20 protein-coding genes are annotated in these 21,610 nt (G+C 64.2%); 10 read left to right on the forward strand and 10 right to left on the reverse strand.

The genetic code is table 11. The features are described from left to right. Positions 1-188: 188 nt before the first annotated feature. Positions 189-617, reverse strand: a complete 429-nt coding sequence (locus tag AC56LV_RS13290) for a DoxX family protein (RefSeq protein ID WP_499558263.1) — start codon at positions 615-617, stop codon at positions 189-191. A 35-nt stretch (positions 618-652) separates the two neighbouring features. Then, positions 653-1,435: a DODA-type extradiol aromatic ring-opening family dioxygenase gene (locus AC56LV_RS13295; RefSeq protein WP_499558265.1), complete on the reverse strand. Its 783-nt coding sequence runs from the start codon at positions 1,433-1,435 to the stop codon at positions 653-655. 122 nt (positions 1,436-1,557) lie between these two features. Between AC56LV_RS13295 and AC56LV_RS13300 the strand changes: the two genes are divergently transcribed. Next, positions 1,558-2,421 (forward strand): LysR family transcriptional regulator, encoded by an 864-nt coding sequence (locus AC56LV_RS13300; protein ID WP_229424723.1) that lies wholly within the window; start codon positions 1,558-1,560, stop codon positions 2,419-2,421. A gap of 19 nt (positions 2,422-2,440) precedes the next feature. Here AC56LV_RS13300 and AC56LV_RS13305 read toward each other — a convergent pair whose 3' ends face one another. Beyond that, positions 2,441-3,547, reverse strand: a complete 1,107-nt coding sequence (locus tag AC56LV_RS13305) for an S-(hydroxymethyl)glutathione dehydrogenase/class III alcohol dehydrogenase (RefSeq protein WP_183554464.1) — start codon at positions 3,545-3,547, stop codon at positions 2,441-2,443. 104 nt (positions 3,548-3,651) lie between these two features. Here AC56LV_RS13305 and AC56LV_RS13310 point away from each other — a divergent pair, with 104 nt between their 5' ends. Together AC56LV_RS13310 and AC56LV_RS13315 are read left to right on the forward strand one after the other, a co-directional pair. Further along, the gene (locus tag AC56LV_RS13310) at positions 3,652-4,716 is read left to right on the forward strand and encodes a GlxA family transcriptional regulator (protein ID WP_499558267.1); all 1,065 of its coding nucleotides are present in this window, start codon (positions 3,652-3,654) and stop codon (positions 4,714-4,716) included. A gap of 49 nt (positions 4,717-4,765) precedes the next feature. Beyond that, positions 4,766-5,290: a SixA phosphatase family protein gene (locus tag AC56LV_RS13315; RefSeq protein ID WP_499558269.1), complete on the forward strand. Its 525-nt coding sequence runs from the start codon at positions 4,766-4,768 to the stop codon at positions 5,288-5,290. Here AC56LV_RS13315 and AC56LV_RS13320 read toward each other — a convergent pair. After that, a complete protein-coding gene (locus AC56LV_RS13320) occupies positions 5,221-5,838 on the reverse strand; it encodes a TetR/AcrR family transcriptional regulator (protein ID WP_499558271.1) in 618 nt (205 codons plus the stop codon). The genes AC56LV_RS13315 and AC56LV_RS13320 overlap by 70 nt on opposite strands. Positions 5,839-6,019: 181 nt before the next feature. Between AC56LV_RS13320 and AC56LV_RS13325 the strand changes: the two genes are divergently transcribed. The 6 genes from AC56LV_RS13325 to pqqE all read left to right on the forward strand — a co-directional run bounded on the left by AC56LV_RS13325 (position 6,020) and on the right by pqqE (position 10,099). After that, positions 6,020-6,670 carry a glutathione S-transferase family protein gene (locus AC56LV_RS13325; RefSeq protein WP_499500413.1) on the forward strand — a complete coding sequence of 217 codons (651 nt, stop codon included), beginning with the start codon at positions 6,020-6,022 and terminating at the stop codon, positions 6,668-6,670. A gap of 185 nt (positions 6,671-6,855) precedes the next feature. Next, positions 6,856-6,930 (forward strand): pyrroloquinoline quinone precursor peptide PqqA, encoded by a 75-nt coding sequence (gene pqqA / locus AC56LV_RS13330; RefSeq protein WP_183555285.1) that lies wholly within the window; start codon positions 6,856-6,858, stop codon positions 6,928-6,930. A 91-nt stretch (positions 6,931-7,021) separates the two neighbouring features. After that, complete coding sequence (gene pqqB, locus AC56LV_RS13335) at positions 7,022-7,939, forward strand: pyrroloquinoline quinone biosynthesis protein PqqB (RefSeq protein WP_499456824.1); 918 nt, start codon at positions 7,022-7,024, stop codon at positions 7,937-7,939. Further along, positions 7,936-8,664 carry a pyrroloquinoline-quinone synthase PqqC gene (gene pqqC, locus AC56LV_RS13340; RefSeq protein ID WP_499558273.1) on the forward strand — a complete coding sequence of 243 codons (729 nt, stop codon included), beginning with the start codon at positions 7,936-7,938 and terminating at the stop codon, positions 8,662-8,664. The genes pqqB and pqqC overlap by 4 nt, the downstream gene beginning before the upstream one ends. Further along, complete coding sequence (gene pqqD, locus AC56LV_RS13345; RefSeq protein WP_499558275.1) at positions 8,661-8,930, forward strand: pyrroloquinoline quinone biosynthesis peptide chaperone PqqD; 270 nt, start codon at positions 8,661-8,663, stop codon at positions 8,928-8,930. Before pqqC ends, pqqD begins: the two co-directional genes overlap by 4 nt. After that, positions 8,930-10,099 (forward strand): pyrroloquinoline quinone biosynthesis protein PqqE, encoded by a 1,170-nt coding sequence (gene pqqE / locus AC56LV_RS13350; RefSeq protein ID WP_499558277.1) that lies wholly within the window; start codon positions 8,930-8,932, stop codon positions 10,097-10,099. The genes pqqD and pqqE overlap by 1 nt, the downstream gene beginning before the upstream one ends. 25 nt (positions 10,100-10,124) lie before the next feature. Here pqqE and AC56LV_RS13355 read toward each other — a convergent pair whose 3' ends face one another. From AC56LV_RS13355 to AC56LV_RS13365, 3 genes are all read right to left on the reverse strand, one after another. Beyond that, positions 10,125-11,888, reverse strand: coding sequence for a M14 family metallopeptidase (locus tag AC56LV_RS13355; RefSeq protein ID WP_499558279.1), 1,764 nt, complete (start codon positions 11,886-11,888; stop codon positions 10,125-10,127). 128 nt (positions 11,889-12,016) lie between these two features. After that, positions 12,017-13,630 (reverse strand): S41 family peptidase, encoded by a 1,614-nt coding sequence (locus AC56LV_RS13360; RefSeq protein WP_499558281.1) that lies wholly within the window; start codon positions 13,628-13,630, stop codon positions 12,017-12,019. Positions 13,631-13,772: 142 nt separating this feature from the next. Then, complete coding sequence (locus tag AC56LV_RS13365) at positions 13,773-17,345, reverse strand: indolepyruvate ferredoxin oxidoreductase family protein (protein ID WP_499558283.1); 3,573 nt, start codon at positions 17,343-17,345, stop codon at positions 13,773-13,775. Positions 17,346-17,534: 189 nt separating this feature from the next. Here AC56LV_RS13365 and AC56LV_RS13370 point away from each other — a divergent pair, with 189 nt between their 5' ends. Next, a complete protein-coding gene (locus tag AC56LV_RS13370; protein ID WP_183554481.1) occupies positions 17,535-18,044 on the forward strand; it encodes an Lrp/AsnC family transcriptional regulator in 510 nt (169 codons plus the stop codon). 1 nt (position 18,045) lies between these two features. Here the strand turns inward: AC56LV_RS13370 and AC56LV_RS13375 are convergent, their stop codons facing one another. From AC56LV_RS13375 to AC56LV_RS13385, 3 genes are all read right to left on the reverse strand, one after another. Further along, on the reverse strand, positions 18,046-18,705 hold the full coding sequence (locus AC56LV_RS13375; RefSeq protein ID WP_332531953.1) for a GNAT family N-acetyltransferase: 660 nt from the start codon (positions 18,703-18,705) through the stop codon (positions 18,046-18,048). 48 nt (positions 18,706-18,753) lie between these two features. Further along, the gene (locus tag AC56LV_RS13380; protein ID WP_499558285.1) at positions 18,754-20,400 is read right to left on the reverse strand and encodes a diguanylate cyclase; all 1,647 of its coding nucleotides are present in this window, start codon (positions 20,398-20,400) and stop codon (positions 18,754-18,756) included. Between the two features lie 110 nt (positions 20,401-20,510). Then, positions 20,511-21,608, reverse strand: coding sequence for a tRNA nucleotidyltransferase/poly(A) polymerase-related protein (locus tag AC56LV_RS13385; RefSeq protein ID WP_499558287.1), 1,098 nt, complete (start codon positions 21,606-21,608; stop codon positions 20,511-20,513). Positions 21,609-21,610 lie beyond the last annotated feature (2 nt).

Below are 21,610 nucleotides of genomic sequence, written 5' to 3' on the forward strand. Positions count from 1 at the left end.
TGGCGCTGAGATTGCTCAGCATCCAAGAAGCTAGGGAGGATATCGACCAAGGCCGAGCTCGTGTCCGAATGTCAGACCTGACCCCGGCTTTGGATGCAAATGTCAGACCTGACCCCGGCTTTGATCCGACCAAGGCCGAGCTCGTGTCCAAATGTCAGACCTGACCCCGGCTTTGGATGCAGCTTGATTCAGTTCAAGCGCCCATTGACACCACCGATGCTGTAACGCCCCGCGCCCAGCAGCGCGACCGCCATTGCAGCAAAGAAGAACATCCCCTGCAATTCCAGCGCCCAGCCGCCGGTTTCGTTGAGCGTGAAGAACTGGCTTGTGTGCGCCAGCAGCACGGCGACGATCATGTTGATGGCCACGATCAGCGCGGCAGGACGCGTGAACAGGCCAAACAAAATGAGCAGCGGTGCGACGACTTCGCCGATGTACACCCCGTAACCAAACACCGCAGGCAAGCCGGCTTTGGCCAGCATGTCGGCCACGAAGCCGATGCCGCCGCTCAGTTTGGCGACGCCGTGGAACAGCAGCATCGCGGCCAGGGCGACGCGCAGCATCAGTTTGCCGGCGTCGTTGTTGTTGGTATTCAGTTGTGTGGTCGTGGTGTGCATGATCGTTCTTTCGTAAATGAAAACAAGGTAAATGATTAATTGAACGCGTAGGCATCCATGGCCAGTACGCCATGTTCGACACTCGTGTGCAGCACGGACGCCCTGGCGTCCAGCCCGGCCGCGCCCATTGCCACGAACAGCGGCAGCAGATGTTCTTCGGTCGGATGGTTTTTTGCGGCCATCGGCGCCAGCTGGCGGTAGTCCAGCAAGGCGGCGCGGTCATTCGCCATCAGTCGCTCGCGCATCCAGGTGCCGAAGTCGCTGACCCAGGCTGGCGGCGGCGCATCGGCGCTGTGCCCGCGGATTTCATACAGGTTGTGCGTCAGCGATCCCGAGCCGATCACCAGCACGCCCTCCTGGCGCAAGGCCTGTAGCGCCAGGCCCAGTTGCTGATGCAGCGCGGGTGCGGCGCCATGCACGATCGAAATCTGCATCACCGGCACATCGGCCGCCGGATACATCAGGCTGAGCGGCACCCACGCGCCATGGTCCAGGCCCCGTGTCGCGCTGCGCCCGACCGGGATACCGGCCGCGTCGAACAGCGCCGCCGCGCGTGCCGCAGCGGCAGGCGCGCCCGGTGTCGGATAGCGCATGTCGAACAGCGCTTGCGGGAAGCCACCAAAGTCGTGGATCGTTTCCGGCTGGGTGGCCAGCGAGACGGCCGGGCCGCCAGCGGTTTCCCAGTGCGCCGAGACGACCGCAATCGCGCTCGGCCGTGGCAATGTCTGGCCCAGGCCCTGCAGGAAGCGGCGTGCCGGGCTGTCCTGCAGCGCAAGCATCGGCGAGCCGTGTGAGACAAAGATCGTGGGCAAATTCATGGTGCACCTCGTTAAATGATGCATCTATCGTACCCATGTCCCTGACGTTGATAAAGCAGGGGAACGTGGTTAGACTGTTTCCATTTGATTGACAATCTCGCCCAATGGACTTGCTCGGCTCGATGAAAACCTACGTTGCCGTGGTCGACAGCGGCAGCTTCGCCGCTGCGGCGCTCCGGCTGGACGTGTCACGCGCGATGGTGTCCAAGCAGGTGCAAAAGCTCGAAGAGCATCTGGGCACGCGCCTGCTGAACCGCACCACGCGGCGCCTGAGCCTGACGGAAACGGGCCGCGCCTTCCACGAGCGCAGCGTGCAGATTCTGGGGGACGTGAACGAGGCCGAACAGATTGCCGGCCAGATGACGACGCTGCCGCGCGGCGTGCTGCGCGTGACGATTCCACTGTCCTACGCCCAGCACCGCCTGGGCAGCATCATCGGTGCGTACACCCAGGCCTACCCGCAGGTACAGCTCGATATTGCGCTGTCCGACCGCAAGGTCGACCTGGTCGAAGAAGGCTTCGACGTGGCGATCCGGATCGGCGCCCTGCCCCAGTCGGACTTGATCGCACGCAAGCTGGGCGTCGCGCGTAGTATCGTGTGCGCCTCGCCCGCCTATCTGGCGGCGCACGGTACGCCGCAGACGCCGCACGACCTGAGCCAGCATACGTGCCTGAGCTACTCATTGAGCGGGGGCGGCGCCGACTGGCGCCTGGAATCCGCAGGCGAACATCTCACCGTGCCGGTGAATGGCCCCATCAGGGCCGACAATGGCGACATGATCCGCCTGGCGGCGCTCGCCGGGGCCGGCATTGTGTTCCAGCCGCACTTTATCGTGGGCGAGGATCTGGCGGCCGGGCGGCTGGTGCAGGTGCTGCCCGGCTGGGAGTCAGCCGAGCTGGGCATTCATGCGCTCTATCCAAGCCGCAAGCACTTGTCGGCCAAGGTGCGCACCTTCGTCGACTTCGTCGTGGCCGCGCTGGCCTGAACCGCCGCGGCCAGCGGCATCAGTACAGCACCACCGAGCGGATCGATTCGCCGCTCTTCATCAGGTCGAACCCTTCATTGATGCGTTCGAGCGGCAGGCGGTGCGTGATCAGGTCGTCGATATTGAGCTTGCCTTCCATATACCAGTCGACGATCTTCGGCACATCGGTGCGGCCACGCGCGCCGCCAAAGGCCGAACCGCGCCACTCGCGGCCCGTCACCAGCTGGAATGGCCGGGTCGCGATTTCTTCGCCAGCCGCTGCCACGCCGATGATGAACGATTTGCCCCAGCCCTTGTGCGTGCATTCCAGCGCCTGGCGCATCGTGTTGACGTTGCCAACGCACTCGAAACTGTAGTCGGCGCCGCCATCGGTGATCTGCACGATCGCGTCGACGACATTCTCGACTTCTTTTGGATTGATGAAATGGGTCATGCCGAACTTGCGCGCCATGTCCTGGCGCGCCGGGTTGATGTCGACACCGATAATCTTGTCGGCGCCCACCATTTTTGCGGCCTGGATCACGTTCAAACCGATACCGCCCAGACCGAACACGACCACGTTGGCGCCCGCTTCGACCTTGGCCGAAAACAGCACCGCGCCCACGCCGGTCGTCACGCCGCAACCGATGTAGCAGACCTTGTCGAACGGGGCATCTTCACGGATTTTCGCCAGTGCGATTTCCGGCACCACGATGTAGTTCGAGAAGGTTGACGTGCCCATGTAGTGAAACAGCGGCTTGCCATCGAGCGAAAAACGGCTGGTCGCGTCCGGCATCAGGCCGCGGCCCTGCGTGCTGCGGATCGCCTGGCACAGGTTCGTCTTTTGCGACAGACAGAATTTGCACTGGCGGCATTCCGGCGTGTAGAGCGGAATGACGTGGTCGTCTTTCTTCAAGCTCGTCACGCCAGGCCCCACATCGACCACGATGCCCGCGCCTTCATGGCCCAGGATCGCCGGGAACAGCCCTTCCGGATCAGCGCCGGACAGCGTGTAGTAATCGGTATGACAAATCCCGGTTGCTTTAAGTTCAATCAGTACTTCGCCCTCGCGCGGACCTTCCAGATCGACTTCTTCGATGGTCAATGGCGCGCCGGCGCGCCAGGCAATGGCTGCTTTGGTTTTCATGGTGATGGTCTCTGGCTCAGTAAAAAATGGAATGCCGCCATTCTGCAGGCGCGAGCAGGGCGACCGACGCCGCCCGGCCGGAAATGGCAGGATTTGGTGCAATAATGACCGGATCTTCGCCACTGACCGCCCTGCCGATGCCTTCTGCGCCACCTCTGGACACCATCACCGTCGACATCGTCGTCTACCCCGGCTTCAAGGCAATGGAAGCAATCGGCCCCATGTCGGTGTTCGAGTACGCCAATCTGCACCTGGCGCGGCAAGGCAAGGCGGCCGGCTACGATGTGCGCGTGGCGTCCTTCAAGACCGGGTCGATCCGCTCGGACACCCTGATGTCGCTCGAGGCCACGAAGGTGGTCAACACCCTCGCCCTGCCCCACACCGCGATGGTGGTCGGTGCGCGCCACATCCAGGCTGCGCTGGTCGAAAGCGCCGCCCTGATCGACTGGATCCGCGACGCCGCCCCGCGCCTCGAACGCCTGAGCGCCCTGTGCTCGGGCGCGTTCTTCCTGGCCGCCGCCGGCGTGCTCGACGGCAAACGGGCCACCACGCACTGGGGCGTGGCCGATCGCCTGCAGGCGAATTTTCCGGCCATCGACATCGATGCCGACGCCATCTTCATCCGCTCCGGCAATGTCTGGACCTCGGCCGGCGTCACGGCCGGCATGGACCTGGCCCTCGCGCTGGTGGAACAGGACTTTGGGCGCGCACTGGCGCTGGACGTGGCCACCGAGATGGTCGTCTACCTGAAGCGCCCGGGTGGCCAGTCGCAGTTCAGCGCCCACCTGCTCAGCGAGCGCACGGCGAAACCGACGATCCGCGAGCTGCAGGCCTGGATTCTGGAGAACCTGCACGAGCGCCTGTCGGTCGCCCAGCTGGCGGCCAAAGCGATGATGAGCGAGCGCCACGTCGCCCGCGTATTCCAGCAAGAGGTAGGCATGAGCACGCAGGAATTCATCGAAACCTGCCGCTTCGAGCGCGCCACGCAGTTGCTGGCCGATGTGGCGCTGCCGCTGAAGACGGTCGCGGCGCGTGCTTGCTTCAGCGACGAGGCGCAGATGCGACGGGTGTTCCTGAAAAAGCTGGGGATTGCGCCGAAAGTGTATCGCGAACGCTTCGCCACCACGGGTGTCGCGGCCGATCGCGCCGCCAACGCGCACGACAACTGACCGCCCCGTGCTACGCTGTTTTTAACCACATCCACGCTGAAAGACTGCGATGCAATTTTCCCTGACACGACCCTTGCAACTGTTGGGACAAATGGCACTGGCCGCTGCCCTGCTCGCGCCCTGCGCTGCCATGGCTGAGCCCGACATGATCTACCTCGTGCGCCACGGCGAAAAAGCCGCCGACGGCAACGACCCGTCGCTCACGCCGCAAGGCCGGCAACGCGCGCAGAATATCGCAACGATGCTGCACCGCGCCGGCATTCAGGCCATCTTCAGCAGCGCCACCGCCCGCACGCTCGAGACGGCGAAACCGCTGTCTGCGTCACTCGGCCTGCCCGTGCAGCAATACGAGGCAGGCAGGCCAGAGGCGCTGGTCGCCAAGGTCAAGGCGCTGCAAGGGCCGGTGCTGGTGGTGGGGCATTCCAATACCCTGCCGGAACTGGTGCGGCTGTTCGGCGGTGCGCCAGGGACCGAGATTGGGGACAACGAATTTGACCGGGTGTATCAGCTGGTCAATGGTGCCGATGGCAAAGTGACGACGGTATTGTTGACGTCGTTGCCGGCAACGCCGTAACGCCTGCCTGTCAGAATCGCAGCGGCGATGACATCGAACAGATAGTCGCTGCGTGCCGAGAACGAGGCCTGATCGCCAATCCAGCCCAGCGCTCCGATCAACGCAAACATATCGCTGCCCGTCATGTTCTTGTCCGCCGTTCCCACTGCCTGCGCGCGCGTCAGCAGGCGGGTGCCAGCGCTGCGCAGGTTGTCGCACGACGTGTGCAATGCCGAGTTGACGTCGGAAAGTGCAGCCGCCATCAACGTGACCACGCCGCTATAAATCCGGACAAACGCTACCGCCTCGCGTAGCCACGTAACGAGCGCGTCATCAGCACTGACGGCGGACTCGAGTGCTTCGGCTTTTTGCGTCAGTTCTTCAAGCGAACTTCTGAGCAACGCGTCGAGCAGGGATTCCCGTGTCGGAAAATGACGAAAAAGGGTCGCCGGTCCCACCCCAGCCCTGCGCGCGATGTCGCGCATCGACGCATCGACACCAGCTTCGGCGATGACGACCCGCGCGGTCTCCAGAAGTTGGTCATAGTTTTCTTTCGCATCGGCCCGCATAAACACTCCTTGACAATCGGATCACTGATCCACATCATATGGATCAGTGATCCTTTTATTGTAGCGCCGCTGCAGCGGGGATGACAACAAGGAGCGACATGCGTTATCAAATTTTGGGGCGCCATACTGGCCAGCGTGTTTCCGAATTGGTGCTGGGCACCGGTCGCCGGAAGGATCAACCATGATCACACTGTATTACCACAGGGGTGCATGCTCGACGGCGAACCACTTTGCACTGGAAGAAAGCGGCGTCGCTTACCAGGCGATCGAGGTCAATCTGAGGGCAAAGAATGACCCGTTGACAGAGCAGGTCCGTGCACTTAATCCGATGGGCATGACTCCCGTGCTGGTCCTGAGCGACGGTACCGTGCTCACACAGAACAGCGCGACGTTGCCGTTCATCGCCGATCTCGCGCCATCCAGAAAACTCTTGCCCGAGCGGGGAACGCGCGAGCGCCATGAGGCGGAGCAGTGGCTTGGTTTTATCGCATCGGACCTTCATCCAAGAATGGTAGAAGTTGCCTGGATCTGGGCCGAGAAAGATGACGCAATACAAGCGCGTCTGCGCTCGTATTATGACGAACGTGTTTCCCTGCCACTCAGGGTCCTGGAAAATCACCTGACAGACCGCCAATTCATTCTGGGGGAAGCCTATTCAGTGATCGACGCTTACGCGGTTGTTGCTCTGGGATGGTCAGTGCCATGTCAGGTCTCGCTGGACCCTTATCCAAACATTCGCGCGCTGATCGCCAGGGTAGAAGCACGCCCCGTCATCCGGCACGTCAGGCAGATCGAAGGTCCGCTTGACTGGGATGCCGATAAAGCGCGCTGACGCGCTCGACGCGGCCGACGCGCGCTGCCGATCAGGCGCGATCGCCGGTCCCGTCGTACATACCCCCGCACGGCAGCGCCCGCCGTCGTGCAGAATCGACAAGATTGCGTCACAATCAGATGTCGTCGCGTAGTCGACGACCATCACTCGCAACATACCATCATGCATTCACTAGGAGGCTTACCATGCGCTGGGAAACACCTGAAGCAATTGATTTCCGTTGGGGTTTTGAAATCACCATGTACGTGCTGAACCGTTGATGTTTAATTCCGGCAGGTACCAATGAACGATCCTGTCATCGGTACCTGCCACTCCGGTTATCAGCGATAACCATGTGAAAGGTTGGATACGCTGTTGAAAATCCGCATTCTTGGTTCGGCAGCGGGAGGTGGTTTTCCGCAGTGGAATTGTAATTGTCTGAACTGTGATGGCATCCGCAACGGCACCATCCAGGCTGTAAGCCGCACCCAATCCTCGATCGCCGTGAGCGACGATGGCATCGACTGGGTACTGGTCAATGCATCCCCCGATATCCTGGTGCAAATCCGCGCCACACCCGCCCTGCAACCTGCCCGCGCCGTGCGCGACACCGGTATTGCGGCTGTGCTGCTGATGGACGCCCAGATCGACCACGTGACTGGCTTGCTGATGCTGCGCGAGCGCGGCACGCCCCTGCCCCTGTATGCGACCGCCGAGGTGCTGGCCGACCTGTCGCAAGCGCTGCCTTTGACGCGCGTGCTTGGCCATTATTGCGGCGTCGAGCCGCACACGCTGGCGATCGATGGCCAGCCGTTCCCGATTGCGCCGCTGCGCGACACGACGTTCCTGCCCGTTCCGCTGTCGAGCAAGGCCCCGCCTTATTCGTCGCACCGCAACGACCCGCACCCGGGCGACAATATCGGCCTGATGCTGCACGACAGCGCCAGCGGTGCGCGCGTGTTCTACGCGCCCGGACTGGGCCAGATGACCGATGCGGTGGAAGCGGCGATGCGCCAGGCCGATGTGCTGCTGGTCGACGGCACCTGCTGGAGCGACGACGAAATGATCACGCTCGGCCTGTCGAAAAAAACGGCCCACATGATGGGCCATCTGCCGCAGTCCGGACCGGGCGGCATGATCGAGGTGCTGGCGCGCATGCCGGCGCGCCGCAAGATCCTCATCCACATCAACAACAGCAATCCGATCCTGCGCGAAGATTCGCCCGAGCGTGCCGAACTGGCCACGCACGGCATCGAGGTCGCGTTCGACGGCATGGACATTACCTTATGACGCCCTCCCCCGATAGCAGCGACCAGCTGGCGCCCTGGTCGCGCGCCGAATTCGAACAGCAGTTGCGGGCGATGGGCAAGAGCTACCATATCCATCATCCGTTCAACCTGCGCATGAATGCCGGGCAATGCTCGCCCGAACAGCTGCGCGGCTGGATCGCCAACCGCTTCTACTACCAGTTCATCATCCCGAAAAAGGATGCGGCGATCCTGTCCAATTGCGACGATCGCGCGACGCGCCGCCTGTGGATCGCCCGCATTCTGGACCACGACGGCTACGACGATTACCAGGGCGACGCCCAGGGCGGCATGGAAGCCTGGACCCAGCTGGGCGAGGCGGCCGGTATTCCCCGCGCCGAACTGTGGTCGCTCCAGCATGTGGTGCCGGCCGTGCGCTTTGCCTGCGATGCGTATGTCGATTTTGCGCGCCGCTCGCCGTGGCAAGAGGCCGTGTGCTCGTCGCTGACCGAGATGTTCGCGCCGCAGATCCACAAGGACCGGCTGGCCGGCTGGCCAACCCAGTATCCATGGGTGGAACCGGCCGGCCTGCATTATTTCCGCAGCCGCATTCCGCTGGCCCAGCGCGATGTCGACCATGGCCTGGCCGTGACGCTCGACTATTTCACGACCAGGGCGCAGCAGGAGCGTGCACTCGAGATCCTCAAGTTCAAGCTGGACATCCTGTGGGCCATGCTGGACGCCATCGAAAAAGCCTATCCAACATGAACGATCCCCTCATCCCCGCCACACCGGCCCTGAACCGGCGCTTTCGCCTGCAATGGGAAGACGCCCAGCAGGCTTACGTGCTGCTGTACCCGGAAGGCATGGTCAAACTGAATGGCAGCGCCGGCGAAATCCTGAAATGCTGCGACGGCAAGACCACGGTCGACCAGATCGTGCACGACCTGGAAACCAGATTCCAGGCCACCGGCCTGCGCACCGATATCGAGGGCTTGCTGGCCCACGCCCACCAGCACAAGTGGATCGAATGATGCTGCCAACCGTTATTGCCGGCAGCGGTTCGCCCACTGTGTCGCCGCCATTCTGGCTGCTGGCCGAACTGACCTACCAATGCCCGCTGCACTGCGCGTTTTGCTATAACCCGCTCAATTACGATGCGGTGCGCAATGAATTGACGACGGGCGAATGGGTGCGGGTGATGCGCGAAGCGCGCGCGCTGGGCGCCGTGCAGCTGGGGTTTTCGGGGGGCGAGCCGCTGATGCGCGACGACCTCGAAGAGCTGGTCGCCGAAGCGCGCCGCCTGGGCTTTTACAGCAACCTGATCACGTCGGGTGTCGGCCTGAATGAAACCCGCATCGCGGCCCTCAAGAACGCCGGGCTGGATCATATCCAGTTGTCGTTCCAGGATTCCACCCGTGAGCTCAACGATTTCCTGAGCAGCACCAAGACGTTCGACCTCAAGCTCAAAGTCGCCAAGCTGATCAAGCAATACGATTACCCGATGGTGATGAATTGCGTGCTGCATCGCTATAACCTGCCGCATGTCGGCAAGATCATCGAGATGGCGCTGGCGCTGGGCGCCGAATACCTCGAGCTGGCCAACACCCAGTACTACGGCTGGGCCATGAAGAATCGCAACCAGCTGATGCCGACGCTCGAACAGGTGCGTGACGCCGAACGCGTGGTGGCAGAGTACCGCGAGCGGATTGGCGACGCCTGCAAGCTGCTGTTCGTGGTGCCGGATTATTTCGAGGACCGCCCCAAGGCCTGCATGAATGGCTGGGGTGCGGTGTTTCTCGGCGTGGCGCCGGACGGCGTGGCGCTGCCCTGCCACAATGCGCGCGACCTGCCGGGCCTGAACCTGCCGAACGTGCGCGACGTGGGCCTGGCCGACATCTGGCGCACCAGCACCGCGTTCAATGCGTACCGTGGTAATGACTGGATGCAGGAGCCATGCCGCAGCTGCGACGAAAAAGGGCGCGACCTGGGTGGCTGCCGCTGCCAGGCATTCATGCTCGCCGGTGACGCGGCAGCGACCGACCCCGTCTGCAGCAAGTCGCCCAAGCGCGGCGAAGTCGACAAGGTGATCCGCTTTGCCAGCCAGCGCCCGGCCGGGCTGGACAACGCCCACGTGATCGAGCAGCCGATCGTATTTCGCACGAATGCGAATTCACGCAGTCTCTTGCAGACAGACACGTAAGGCGGGTCGGTCTGCAGGAGCCAGGTTACAGCGCCGTATCCGTACGCAGCACCGGATACAGATTCAACCGCTCGTCATACGATGAATGCCGCTTGGCGAAGAACGCCAGGCGCGCCTGCGGATCCTTGGCAAACTCTGGGTCCGACGCCAGGCGCTGGGCAAATTCGGCCGCCACTTTCGGGTCGGCCGCCATCTGCTCGCGCGCCACGTCTTCGGCCACGTAGTCTTCCATGTATTCCTTGCGCTCGAAGGCCGTGTTGAACGTGCCCCAGGCCAGCAGCGAATCGGGCGCCTGCGGTTCAAACATGGCCACCACCAGCCGCGCCTTTGGCTGCGCGATCGGCACGAACAGCGAACCGGCCGTCACTGCGCGCGGCTCCGCCGTCCACTTGCCCGTGACCGTCAGGCGCTGGTGCCCTTCGACCGAGGCGGCGTCCAGCGTCGCCTTGTCGGCGCGGAAGGTCTCGACATTCGCGCGAGTAATGCCCTGGTCCAGCTTGCGGAACACGACGCCATGCTGGCGCAGCTTCTCGCCGACGATCGCCGCTTGCGCAGCCGGCACGATGTAGCCGGCGCCCGGGGCCGTCACTTCCACGTCGGCGACAACCTCGTCGCGCAGCGGCACGCGCCACACCTGCGGCTTGGTTTCATCGTAGCGCGTCATCAGGCCGCCCGAGATTTCGGACGGCTTGCGCGTGTATTCGTAGCCATTGAAATTGACCATCTCGGTCTTGTCGGTGGTGCGGTAGTTCAGCGCCACCTTCTTGTTGCCCAGTTTTGCGGCGCGCGCGTCGGCCGCGTAGGCCGCTTTTTGCCAGTCCGCGCCGTGCTTTGCGACCTGGTTCAGCACCGAGACCACGGTGTTGCGGGTGATGCGTACGCGCACCGGGTATTCTTTCCACGAGTGGGTTTCCACCAGCATCGCCATGCGGTTACGCAGCTGGAAGTAGCCGGTCGAAAAACGCGGATCCGACACGCTGTCCTCGAAGCCCGACATCGGATCGTCCTGCTTCACGAACGACATGTAGTACGACTGCGGCGTCGAGCCCTCTTTCGCGATGTCCTTGATGACATTGGTGCGCAGCGCCAGGCCAGCCTTGCGGAATTCCGCGTCGCCCGAATACACCGGCTCGACCTGGATCGAGATATCGTGCTGGAACTTGGCGCCGTTGGTCGCGTGCAGGTCGACATACGTCAGCGGATCCCAGGCGTTCACCAGGCCCAGCATCGCCTGCATTTCCGGCGCGTCGGCCTTCAGGTAGTCGCGGTTCAGGTTCAGGTTCTGGGCGGTGGTGCGCCAGCCCATTTCCACCGGGCCGCGCTGGTTCGGGCGGTTCCATTTGCCAAAGCGCTCGTGACCGTCGACGTTAAACACCGGCACAAACAGCAGCACCTGCTTGTCGAGCGCGCCCTTGCCCGCGCGGCCTTCGAGGATCTCGCGCAGCGCCAGGAAACCGGCGTCCTTGCCGTCGATTTCGCCGGCATGGATGCCGCCCTGGATCAGCGTGACGGGCAAGCCCGCCTTTTTGGCCGCCGCGGGGGTGAACACGCCGTTGTTGTTGGCCACCAGCGCCTTCATCGGGCGGCCTTCCGGCGTGATGCCGAAATCGATGCACTGGACCTGCTTCGGATACGCCTGCGCAAACGCCGCGCACAGCGCGATCGTTTCATCGTAGCGGCCCGTGGCCTGGAAGCCGGAGCGTTCCGAGATCGTCGTCAGATCGGGGGTAGCGGCGTGCGCCAGGGGGAATGCAGACAGCAGGGCCAGCAGTAACGCAGAACGAATCATCGAGAAGCTCCGGCAGGTGACAGGGAAGCCGACGATTATAGACGTGTTCTTGACGCAAAGTTAAGTTCTGGAAACACAAAGGGCGGCGCGCCGATTGGCCACGCCGCCCGTCAATACGGCTGGTCTGCTCAGCGCGGTGGTGCGCCGGGCGTCGGCCGGATCGCGATTTCTTTCACCTGCGGCCGCACGATTTCCATCGGTGCGACGCGGGCGCGGCTCGTGGTCGAGACCGGGCACGCCTGCGTCGCGCGGTAGGTCAGCGCGGCGGCCAGCAAGCCTTCGCTCTCGTCGCCCACGGGTCGCGTCAGGTCGTCGCTGACCTGGCAGGTCGGCGCGAAGCCATCGGTGAAGTCACCGAAGCCCTTGTTGTTGACGCCCTTGAACTCGATCGAGAAATAGGTCGTGCCGCAATTCGGCACCGGCGTGAAGCCGTACGGCTTGCCGCAGGTGGTGCCGCCAATCTGGATGACCTCGACGTCGGCGCCGCGCAAACCATTGATCACCGATTCGCTGGCCGAGCAGGTGCCGGCCGTGCTCAGCACCGTCACGCGTTTCAGGCCCAGCGTCGGCAGCGGCGTGCCGGTGCGCACCGGGTTACTCGAAGCGAAGCCCCACGCAGTCGAGCGGAACGGCAGCGGCGCTTCGCGCGGCAACTTGTCGTTGTACTGCGATTGCTCGAACACCTTGCCATCCGTCGACTCCGGCCCCGAAACCATATAGGCCAGCTGGCTGGCCAGGTACAGCAGGCCGCCGCCGTTATAGCGGATGTCGAGCACCAGGTCGTTCACGCCCGCCTGGCGGAACGTGGTGAAGGCATCGATCAACTGCTTTTCGGAGACCGCATTGAAGGTGTCGAAGGTCAGGTAGCCGACCTTGCCGGTCGCGGTTTCGATGATCTTGACGTTCTTGACCGGTGCGATGCGCACGTCGGCGCCCGTCATCGTCACCTCGAACGGCACGCCGCCGCGCTGCAGCGTGAAGCGGTGCGCGCTGCCGGCGGTTTCCGGGAACAGCGCCAGGTTGATGCGCGTGATCGATGCCGCGTCGGTCGCGTTGATGAAGTCGATGCCATCGATCTTCGTCAGCTGATCGCCGCGCAGCAGGCCGGCGGCGGCGCCCGGCGAACCCGGCTCCACAGCCGTGATCAGCCAGGTGCGCGGCGCCGTGCCGTTCGCGTTGCGCGACCACGTGATGCCGTAGCCCAGGTCGATGCCCTGGGTCTGCATCGCCTCCCATTCGGCGGTCGGATAGGTGAAGTGGTAGCGGTCCTTGGCTTGCCCGGTGGCGGTCACGGCCGGGGTCTTGAGCACGTCGAAGTAGGCGATCGCGCTCTTGAAATCGGCCATCTTGTAGGTGTTCGGGACTTCGTTGTACCAGAGGTAGTACTGGTTGGTCCAGGCGCGCAGAAATTTGAGTTCGTCCAGCAGCGTGCCCTGCACATCGGGGAAGGCCTTGCCGCTGGCGTCAAAGCCCGTGCGCGGCGCAGCGCACTTGTTCCAGTAAGTGCCGTAGGCGTCGCCGAGCAGGTTGGGATTGAGGTCTTCCGGCGTGGCGCCGCTAGTGGTCGGGGTCGGGGTCGGGGCTGGCGTCACCGGCGCCGTGTCCGCCACGGGTGGCCGCGCCCCCACACCGGGCGAGCCGCCACCGCCGCCGCAGCCGGCAAGAACCAGCAGCGCACCCAGCGCGCTTGACATCAGACGGACGGGAATTGCCTTGCGCGGGAGGGAGAATGTCGGGCTCATGCGGATGATTATAGACGGCGGTTTTCCTGCACAACACCACCAAATGTCACAGTGAGGCCAGGCGACAACGAAGCATGCCAAGCCGACAAGCATCCATCAGACAACGCCGGCGCGCACCCGCGCCGGCGTGATCAAAACACCATCAAGCCGCGCGCGGTGCTGCACCTGCCGGCGCATGGAATGCCGCCAGCAGCGCCGCTTCTTTTGCCTTCGCCGCTTTCAGGTGCCGCTCCTTGACGTGCCCGTAGCCCCGGATGTCTTCCGGAATGCTGGCCACCGCCACGGCCTGCGCCAGGTTGTCCTCCGTGAGCTTGGGCAGCAGAGCCGCCACCGTCGCGCGGTATTCGCCGATCAGGGCGCGCTCGACGCGGCGCTCGGCGGTGTAGCCGAACACGTCGAACGCCGTGCCGCGCAGCCCCTTGAACTTCGCCAGCACGCCGAACGCGCGCATCATCCACGGGCCGAACTCCTGCTTGATGGCGCGGCCTTCCTTGTCATGCTTGGCCAGCAGCGGCGGGGCAAGATGGAACTTGAGCGTGATATCGCCTTCAAACATATTGGCGATTTTTTCACGGAACGCCGGATCGGTGTGCAGCCGCGCGACTTCGTACTCGTCCTTGTACGCCATCAGTTTGTACAGGTACTTGGCCACGGCTTCCGACAGGCGCGTGCCCTTGCCCAGGCGCGCTTCCTGCGCCCTGACCTGCTCGACGAAGGCCGTGTACTGGCCCGCATACGCCGCGTCCTGGTACGCCGTGAGCAGCTCGACCCGGCGCTTGACGACATCGTCGAGCGTCTGCATGCGCTTGAACTCGATCACCTTGGCCGGCATCGCCGACTTGCTGACAGCCGCCAGATCGTGCCCGGCGCTGCGGCCCCAGTTGAAGGCCGCCTTGTTGAATGCGACCGACACGCCATTGAGTTCGATGGCCTTGAGCAGCGAGGCTTCGCGCAGCGGCACGCGGCCCTTCTGGAACGCGTAGCCGAGCATGAACATATTGGTGGCGATCGCGTCGCCCAGCAGCGCCGTGGCGATGCTGCCGGCGTCGAGGAATTCGACATTGGCCTTGCCGCAGGCTTGCTCGATCGCGCCGCGCGAACCTTCGGCCGGGAATTGCCAGTCCGGGTTCTTCACGAACGCGGCCGTGGTGGCAGTGCTCGAATTGACGGCGGCCCAGGTACGGCCTTCGCCCATGCGCGACAACGCGTCGCGGCTGGCCGTGACGATCTGGTCGCAGCCGATCACGAGGTCGGCGCTGCCGGTGCCCACGCGCGTCGAGTGCAGGTCGGCCTGATGTTCGGCCAGGCGCACGTGCGACATCACGGGGCCGCCCTTCTGGGCCAGGCCGCTCTGGTCGAGCACGATCGCGCCCTTGCCTTCGACGTGCGCCGCCACTGCCAGGATCTGGCCAACCGTGACGACACCGGTGCCGCCCACGCCGGCCACGAGAATGCCGAATGGCGTGGCAACCGATGGAATGACGGGCTCTGGCAGCACCGGCGGCGCCGCGTCGGACGCTGCAGCCTTCTTCGGCTTTTTCAGGCCGCCGCCTTCGACGGTGACAAAGCTCGGGCAGAAGCCCGACACGCACGAATAATCCTTGTTGCAGGACGACTGGTTGATCTGGCGCTTGCGGCCCAGTTCGGTTTCCAGCGGCTCGACCGACAGGCAGTTGGACTGCACCGAGCAGTCGCCGCAGCCTTCGCAGACGGCTTCGTTGATCACGGCGCGCTTGGCCGGGTCGGGGAATTCGCCTTTCTTCCGGCGCCGGCGTTTTTCGGAAGCGCAGGTCTGGTCATAGATCACGGCCGACACGCCGGGCATTTCACGCAGTTCACGCTGCACGTCCATCAGTTCGGAGCGGTGACGCACCGTGGTGCCGGGCGCCCAGGCGTAGTCGCTCGGGTATTTGTCCGGCTCGTCGGTGACGACGATGATGGGCGTAACACCTTCGGCTGCGATCTGGCGGCTGATCATGCCAGGGTCGAGCGGGCCGTCGACGTTCTGGCCGCCCGTCATGGCGACCGCGTCGTTGTAGAGGATCTTGTAGGTGATGTTGACCTTGGCCGCCACCGCGGCGCGGATCGCCAGGATGCCCGAGTGGAAGTAGGTGCCGTCGCCCAGATTGACGAACACATGCTTCTCGTCGGTGAACGGCGACTGCCCGATCCAGGTGGTGCCTTCGGCGCCCATGTGCGTGAAGGTCGACGTTTCGCGGTCCATCCACAGCACCATGTAGTGGCAGCCGATGCCGGCCATCGCGCGCGAGCCTTCCGGCACCTTGGTCGAACTGTTGTGCGGGCAGCCCGAGCAGAAATACGGGATGCGGTCGGTTTCCGGGTTCGCCTTGGCCGGGATGTTACGCAGTACCAGCTCTTTGGCTTCGAGGAACGCGATGCGCTGAGCGACGCGCTCGGCGACCGGGTGGCCGGCGCAGTAGTGCCCGATGCGCGAGGCAATGGCGCGTGCGATCTGCGCCGGGTTCAGCTCGTACGTGGCCGGCAGCAGCCAGTCGCCATGGCCCATGCGGTTCTTGTTGCTCCATTCGCCCGTGTCGTCGAACTTGCCGACCACGCGCGGACGCTCGCCGTCGGGCAGGTTGTACAGCTCTTCCTTGAGCGCGTATTCCATGACCTGGCGTTTTTCTTCGACCACCAGGATTTCGTCGAGGCCCCGTGCGAACTCGTGCACGCCTTCGGCTTCGAGCGGCCAGGTCATGCCGACCTTGTACAGGCGCAGGCCAATGTCCTGCGCGGCCTGCTCATCGATGCCAAGGTCGGCCAGCGCCTGGCGCGTGTCCAGATAGCTTTTGCCGGCGGTGATGATGCCGATCTTCGGCTGCGGGCTGTCCCAGATGATGCGGTTGAGCTTATTGGCGCGCGCATAGGCCAGCGCGGCATACCATTTGTGGTTGCTCATCCGCACTTCCTGGTCCAGCACGGCGTCCGGCCAGCGGATGTTCAGGCCGCCCTCGGGCAGCTGGAAGTCAGTCGGGATGACCGTTTGCACGCGGTCCGGATCGAGGTCGACGACGGCGCCCGACTCGATGATGTCGGTCACGCATTTCATCGATACCCACAGGCCCGTATAGCGGCTCATGGCCCAGGCGTGCAGGCCGAAGTCGATGTATTCCTGCACCGACGACGGGTACAGCACCGGGATGCCGCAGTGGGTCAGGATGTGGTCGGACTGGTGCGCGGTGGACGACGATTTGGCCGCGTGGTCGTCGCCGGCCAGCACCAGCACGCCGCCGTATTGCGACGAGCCGGCGTTGTTGCCGTGCTTGAACACGTCGCCGCAGCGGTCGACGCCCGGGCCTTTGCCGTACCACATCGAGAACACGCCGTCGTACTTCGCGTCCTTGTACAGATTGGTTTGCTGGGTGCCCCAGACAGCGGTCGCCGCCAGGTCTTCGTTCATGCCGGGATGGAACTTGACGTGGTGCGCGTCGAGGTGCGCCTTGGCCTTCATCGCGGTCTGGTCGACCGAGGTAACGGGCGAGCCGCGGTAGCCGGTGATGTAGCCGGCCGTGTTCAGGCCAGCCTTGACGTCGCGCTCGCGCTGCAGCATCGGCAGGCGGATCAGCGCTTGCGTGCCGGTCATGAAGGCGCGGCCGCGCTCGAGCGTCCATTTGTCGTCGAGCGTGATGTCTTGTGCGGGTGCGGGTACGGGCGACGGCGACGCCAGGTGGGCGCGGTCCAGGGGTGCGTTCATTGTGTCTCCAAGAAACTGGTGGCGGTTGCCGGAAGCGGTGCATTTCCTGCATCTCGCTTCTTGGCGGGAGTGGTCTCCCGTCTTGCGCCAGTATAGACCTGCCCCCCCAGCATTAAATTCCAAACAATTCCCCCTCCTTCTTGAATTGCGCAATAAAATTGCCATACAAAAGACGGACGTGGGGAAGGTATGTCAAAGATTGAGCTGGATAAAACAGATCGCAAAATCCTGGAGATTTTGCAGAACGATGGGCGGTTGTCGAACCAGGATGTGGCCGAGCGCGTGAACCTGTCGCCGTCGCCGTGCCTGCGCCGCATCAAGCGGCTGGAAGAAGCGGGCGTGATTCGCCAGTACGTGGCGCTGCTCGACTCGGACAAGATCGGCCTCGGCCTGCTGGCGTACGTCAACGTGCGGCTGGAAAAGCACAGCGAAGTGGCCAGCACCACGCGCCAGCCGGGCTTGCCAGCAACGTCTCCGCGCAACGATTTCGCGGTGTCGGTGGGCAGTTGGCCCGAAGTCGTTGCCTGCTATGCGATGACGGGCGACATGGACTTTTTGCTGCGCGTGCACGTGGGCGACATGGACCACTTCTCGCGCTTCATGATGGGCACGCTGCTCAAGCATCCGGCCGTGCTGGATGTGAAGTCGAGCTTTGCGCTGCAGCGGATCAAGGAAACGACGGCGATGCCGCTGGTGTGAGTTATTGCCGCGGCTTTCGTGGCGTGAAGAACTTCACTGCCGCCCGCGTATTGGCCTTGACCGTGTAATCGATCGCCGCGAACTGCTCCTCCAACGCCTCGGCCATCACGCTGCCCGGGCTGGGCGGTGGCAATTCGAGGTGGGCGTCGGCCTCGCCGTATTCGCGTGTGACGACCATCCCGGCTTTCTTTGCGATATGCATCATCGTCTTGTTGGACGTCAGGCACTGCATATAGAGCGTGTCGACGTCCGAGTTGCGGCAGTGGATCGCCGCGCGCTGGAACAGGCGCGTGCCCACGCCCTGCCCGCGCGCCGAGGCCGACACCGAGACGCCAAACTCGGCCACCTGCGCCTTGGCCGTGCCGGTGCGCCCTTCGGTCGGCGCGAACGCCAGGTGCCCCATGCCCACCAGCTGGAACACATTGCTCACGACGCCAAAGACGATGTCGCGCTCGAAATCGAGCTTGCCGACATACGCCGTGATGCCATCGTCGGACATCATGCTGCCAAAGCGCAGCAGGCGGTCATCCTTGTCGAGCGCGAGCAGATGGCGCAGCACACGGCGGCGGTCGCGCTCGTGCAACTCCTTGACCAGGACCGGCGGCTGCCCCTTCTTGCCGCGCAAGCCCTGTAACCAGCGGCGTAATGGATTGTCCAGCATGTTCACACCTTCCCGTGCGCGACAACCAGTCGATGTCGCCCGTAAATCTTAGCCGATCCGGCCGGCGTCTGCCTTGCTTGTGCCTGTGCCGGTACCAGTGCTGCCGGCAGCGCCCTCTTTCGGACGCTCGCGCCGCGCCTGCTCCGGCGCCAGTCCTGCCGGGTCGTCCTCGTCGCGCCACTGCGCCTGCTCGCTGACCACGAAGCGGCCCTTGCCGGCCTGCTTGGCGGCGTACATGGCCTGGTCGGCCTCGGCCAGCAACGCTTCCTGCCCGCGCGCCGCGCCCATCTGGCCACGCGCGCTGGCGATGCCGATGCTGGCCGAGATCCGGATGGCATGACCATCGGCCTCGGTGATCGATTCGATTTCGGCCAGCACCAGGCGCGCCACGCGCAGCGCGCCGTCGCGCGACGTCACGTCTTCGAGCAGGATAACGAATTCATCGCCACCCAGGCGCGCCAGCGCATCTTCGGCGCGCAGCCTGGCCTGCACGCGGCGCGCGACGGTCTTGAGCACCAGGTCGCCGGTCGCGTGGCCCCAGGTATCGTTGACCGCCTTGAAACCATCCAGGTCGATGAACATCAGCACCACGACACTGTCGCGGCGGTCGGCCCGGGCCAGCGCCCGTTCGAGCAGGCGGGTCAGTTGCCGGTAGTTGATCAGGCCCGTCAGGCTGTCGTGCTGGGCCAGGCGCTCGAGCTGGACCGACTGCGCCTGCAGCTCGGCGGTGCGCTCGGCCACGCGCTGCTCGAGCGTTTCGTTGGCCGCCTGCAGGCGGCGGTTGACGACGCCGATGATGCGGTAGCTGCGGCGCAGGCGCACGCCGGCATAGGCCAGCAGCACCAGCAACAGGCCGGAATACGCTGCCAGGTAGCCGCGAAAACGCTGGCGCTCGAGCAGCACGGTGGTGAACGAACGCTCGAATTCCTGCTCCAGACGGTCGAGCACGATGTCGCTGCCGACGGCAGCGATCTGCGCTTCGAGCAGGTTTTCCAGCGGCCGCTTTTCGAGGATCACACGGCTGCTCAGGATCACGGCGTCCATCTTGTCGACGACAGCGGGCGAAAAGGCGATCTCCTGAGCGGCGACATTGCCCAGGATTTCTTCGATACGGTTGGCCAGCGCGGGCGATGGGGCGATGTTGTAGCGCAGGATGTCGGTCAGCAGCGCATTCAGGGTCGTGTCGAGCCGTACGACGAACTGGGCCGGCGCCAGCGCGCCTTCGATGCCGGAAATTTCGGTTTTGAGGTCGGCCACGGCCGGTGGCATGTGCAGCAGCGCTGCGCGCAGGCGCGGATTGTGCCGCGCGAACTCGGCCACCAGCATTTCCTTGTTGCGCAGCGCCGTGCGCAGATCGGCGCAGGCCTCGGTGGCGGCGCGGCTGCCGGTGAGCGGCGCGGCTTCTTCCAGGCGCGCCATCAGAATGCGCATGCGCGGCAGTTGCGAGCTCAGGTCGGGCCGGATGCTGGCGCGGCCGGTGTGGGCGCGCAGCAGGTTGGCGTCCCATTCGGCGTCGAGCTTTTCGAATTCGCGCAGGTTGAGCAGGACGTTGCTGCGCACTTCGGGGTCGATCACCTCGGTGCGGGTGTACAGGAACACCAGCAGCGCGCTCATCAATACGACGGCCAGGCTCGCCAATAACAGGCGGCGGCGCCGTACCCAGCTCCCTACCCGCCGTACCAGCATCCTGAACATCGTTTTTCTCCAACGCAACAATTGACCATGTGGAAGAATAACAAACCGCTGGCCCACACTGTACGCAGGGTGTAACTACATGTAACTGTGACGCTCTACAGGGCGGTTTTTCACACTTTATTACAAATGGCAGCCACTGCCTCGACGCGCGCCTGGTGCACGGCCTGTGCAATCCGGTCGCGCTGGTCACAGCGCGCCGCCACGGCGCCCGCATCCACGCCGCGCGCCGCGCCAAGGGCTTGCAGCAGCCAGTCGCCGGCCGGGTCGTGTTCAGTATCTTTGGCGTGACAACGCATGGCCAGCAGCATCTGGACAAAGCGCGCGCTCTTGCGGAAGGCGTCGCTGCGCTCGAATAGTGTGACGAGCGCGTCGGCATCGAGCTCGCGTGCCTGCGCAAGCATGCCATGCTCGCGCGCCGTCATCAGGGCCAGGTCGCGGCATTCATTAGGCACCTTCAGACGCTTCGACACCGCCTCGACGGCCGCTGTGCCAACGTCGCGCATCAGGGCCGCAAAACGGATCTCGAGCGGGTGATCCTGCTGCGCGGCGGTGTCGATGACGCGCAGCGTGCGCTCTTGCGTATCGAGCTCGGGCAACAGGCGCGCGAGCGCGCCGCACTCGTCCAGCACGAGCAGCATGCGCGACGGCTGGCGTTCCATCAGGCCGCGCGCCAGCTCTTGCCAGACGCGCTCGGGCACGAGGGCGTCGACCTCCCCTGCCTCGACCATCTGGCGCATCAGAGCATTGGTGTCGCTGGCAACCTTAAATTCGGGCAGGCGCGCGGCAAAGCGCGCAACGCGCAGGATGCGCACCGGGTCTTCGGCAAAGGCGTCGGACACGTGGCGGAACAGGCGCGCTTCCAGGTCGCGCTGGCCGCCCAGCGGATCGACGATCACGCCATCCTCGCCCTGCGCCATCGCATTGATGGTCAGGTCGCGCCGCACCAGATCCTGTTCGAGCGTAACGTCGGGCGCCGCATGGAACACGAAGCCGTGGTAGCCTGGCGCGGTCTTGCGCTCGGTGCGCGCCAGCGCATATTCCTCGTGCGTCTTCGGGTGCAGAAAGACCGGGAAATCCTTGCCCACGGCGCGAAAGCCCGCCTCGATCATCTGTTCGGGCGTGGCGCCCACGACCACGTGATCGTGGTCCTTGACCGGCAGCCCGAGCAGCGCATCACGCACGGCGCCGCCGACAACATAACTGCGCATCG

It is taken from the genome of Telluria sp. RB2R28, from assembly GCF_059685835.1.

Excerpts from the sequence above, each read along its gene's own strand:
- AC56LV_RS13365 (WP_499558283.1), bottom strand. The coding sequence starts at position 17,345 with ATGAACGCACCCCTGGACCGCGCCCACCTGGCGTCGCCGTCGCCCGTA.
- AC56LV_RS13295 (WP_499558265.1), bottom strand. The coding sequence starts at position 1,435 with ATGAATTTGCCCACGATCTTTGTCTCACACGGCTCGCCGATGCTTGCG.
- AC56LV_RS13360 (WP_499558281.1), bottom strand. The coding sequence starts at position 13,630 with ATGAGCCCGACATTCTCCCTCCCGCGCAAGGCAATTCCCGTCCGTCTG.
- pqqD (WP_499558275.1), top strand. The coding sequence starts at position 8,661 with ATGAACGATCCCCTCATCCCCGCCACACCGGCCCTGAACCGGCGCTTT.
- AC56LV_RS13300 (WP_229424723.1), top strand. The coding sequence starts at position 1,558 with ATGAAAACCTACGTTGCCGTGGTCGACAGCGGCAGCTTCGCCGCTGCG.
- AC56LV_RS13320 (WP_499558271.1), bottom strand. The coding sequence starts at position 5,838 with ATGCGGGCCGATGCGAAAGAAAACTATGACCAACTTCTGGAGACCGCG.
- pqqC (WP_499558273.1), top strand. The coding sequence starts at position 7,936 with ATGACGCCCTCCCCCGATAGCAGCGACCAGCTGGCGCCCTGGTCGCGC.
- AC56LV_RS13315 (WP_499558269.1), top strand. The coding sequence starts at position 4,766 with ATGCAATTTTCCCTGACACGACCCTTGCAACTGTTGGGACAAATGGCA.
- AC56LV_RS13355 (WP_499558279.1), bottom strand. The coding sequence starts at position 11,888 with ATGATTCGTTCTGCGTTACTGCTGGCCCTGCTGTCTGCATTCCCCCTG.
- AC56LV_RS13380 (WP_499558285.1), bottom strand. The coding sequence starts at position 20,400 with ATGTTCAGGATGCTGGTACGGCGGGTAGGGAGCTGGGTACGGCGCCGC.
- AC56LV_RS13325 (WP_499500413.1), top strand. The coding sequence starts at position 6,020 with ATGATCACACTGTATTACCACAGGGGTGCATGCTCGACGGCGAACCAC.
- pqqE (WP_499558277.1), top strand. The coding sequence starts at position 8,930 with ATGCTGCCAACCGTTATTGCCGGCAGCGGTTCGCCCACTGTGTCGCCG.
- AC56LV_RS13375 (WP_332531953.1), bottom strand. The coding sequence starts at position 18,705 with ATGCTGGACAATCCATTACGCCGCTGGTTACAGGGCTTGCGCGGCAAG.
- AC56LV_RS13305 (WP_183554464.1), bottom strand. The coding sequence starts at position 3,547 with ATGAAAACCAAAGCAGCCATTGCCTGGCGCGCCGGCGCGCCATTGACC.
- AC56LV_RS13370 (WP_183554481.1), top strand. The coding sequence starts at position 17,535 with ATGTCAAAGATTGAGCTGGATAAAACAGATCGCAAAATCCTGGAGATT.
- AC56LV_RS13385 (WP_499558287.1), bottom strand. The coding sequence starts at position 21,608 with ATGCGCAGTTATGTTGTCGGCGGCGCCGTGCGTGATGCGCTGCTCGGG.
- AC56LV_RS13290 (WP_499558263.1), bottom strand. The coding sequence starts at position 617 with ATGCACACCACGACCACACAACTGAATACCAACAACAACGACGCCGGC.
- AC56LV_RS13310 (WP_499558267.1), top strand. The coding sequence starts at position 3,652 with ATGACCGGATCTTCGCCACTGACCGCCCTGCCGATGCCTTCTGCGCCA.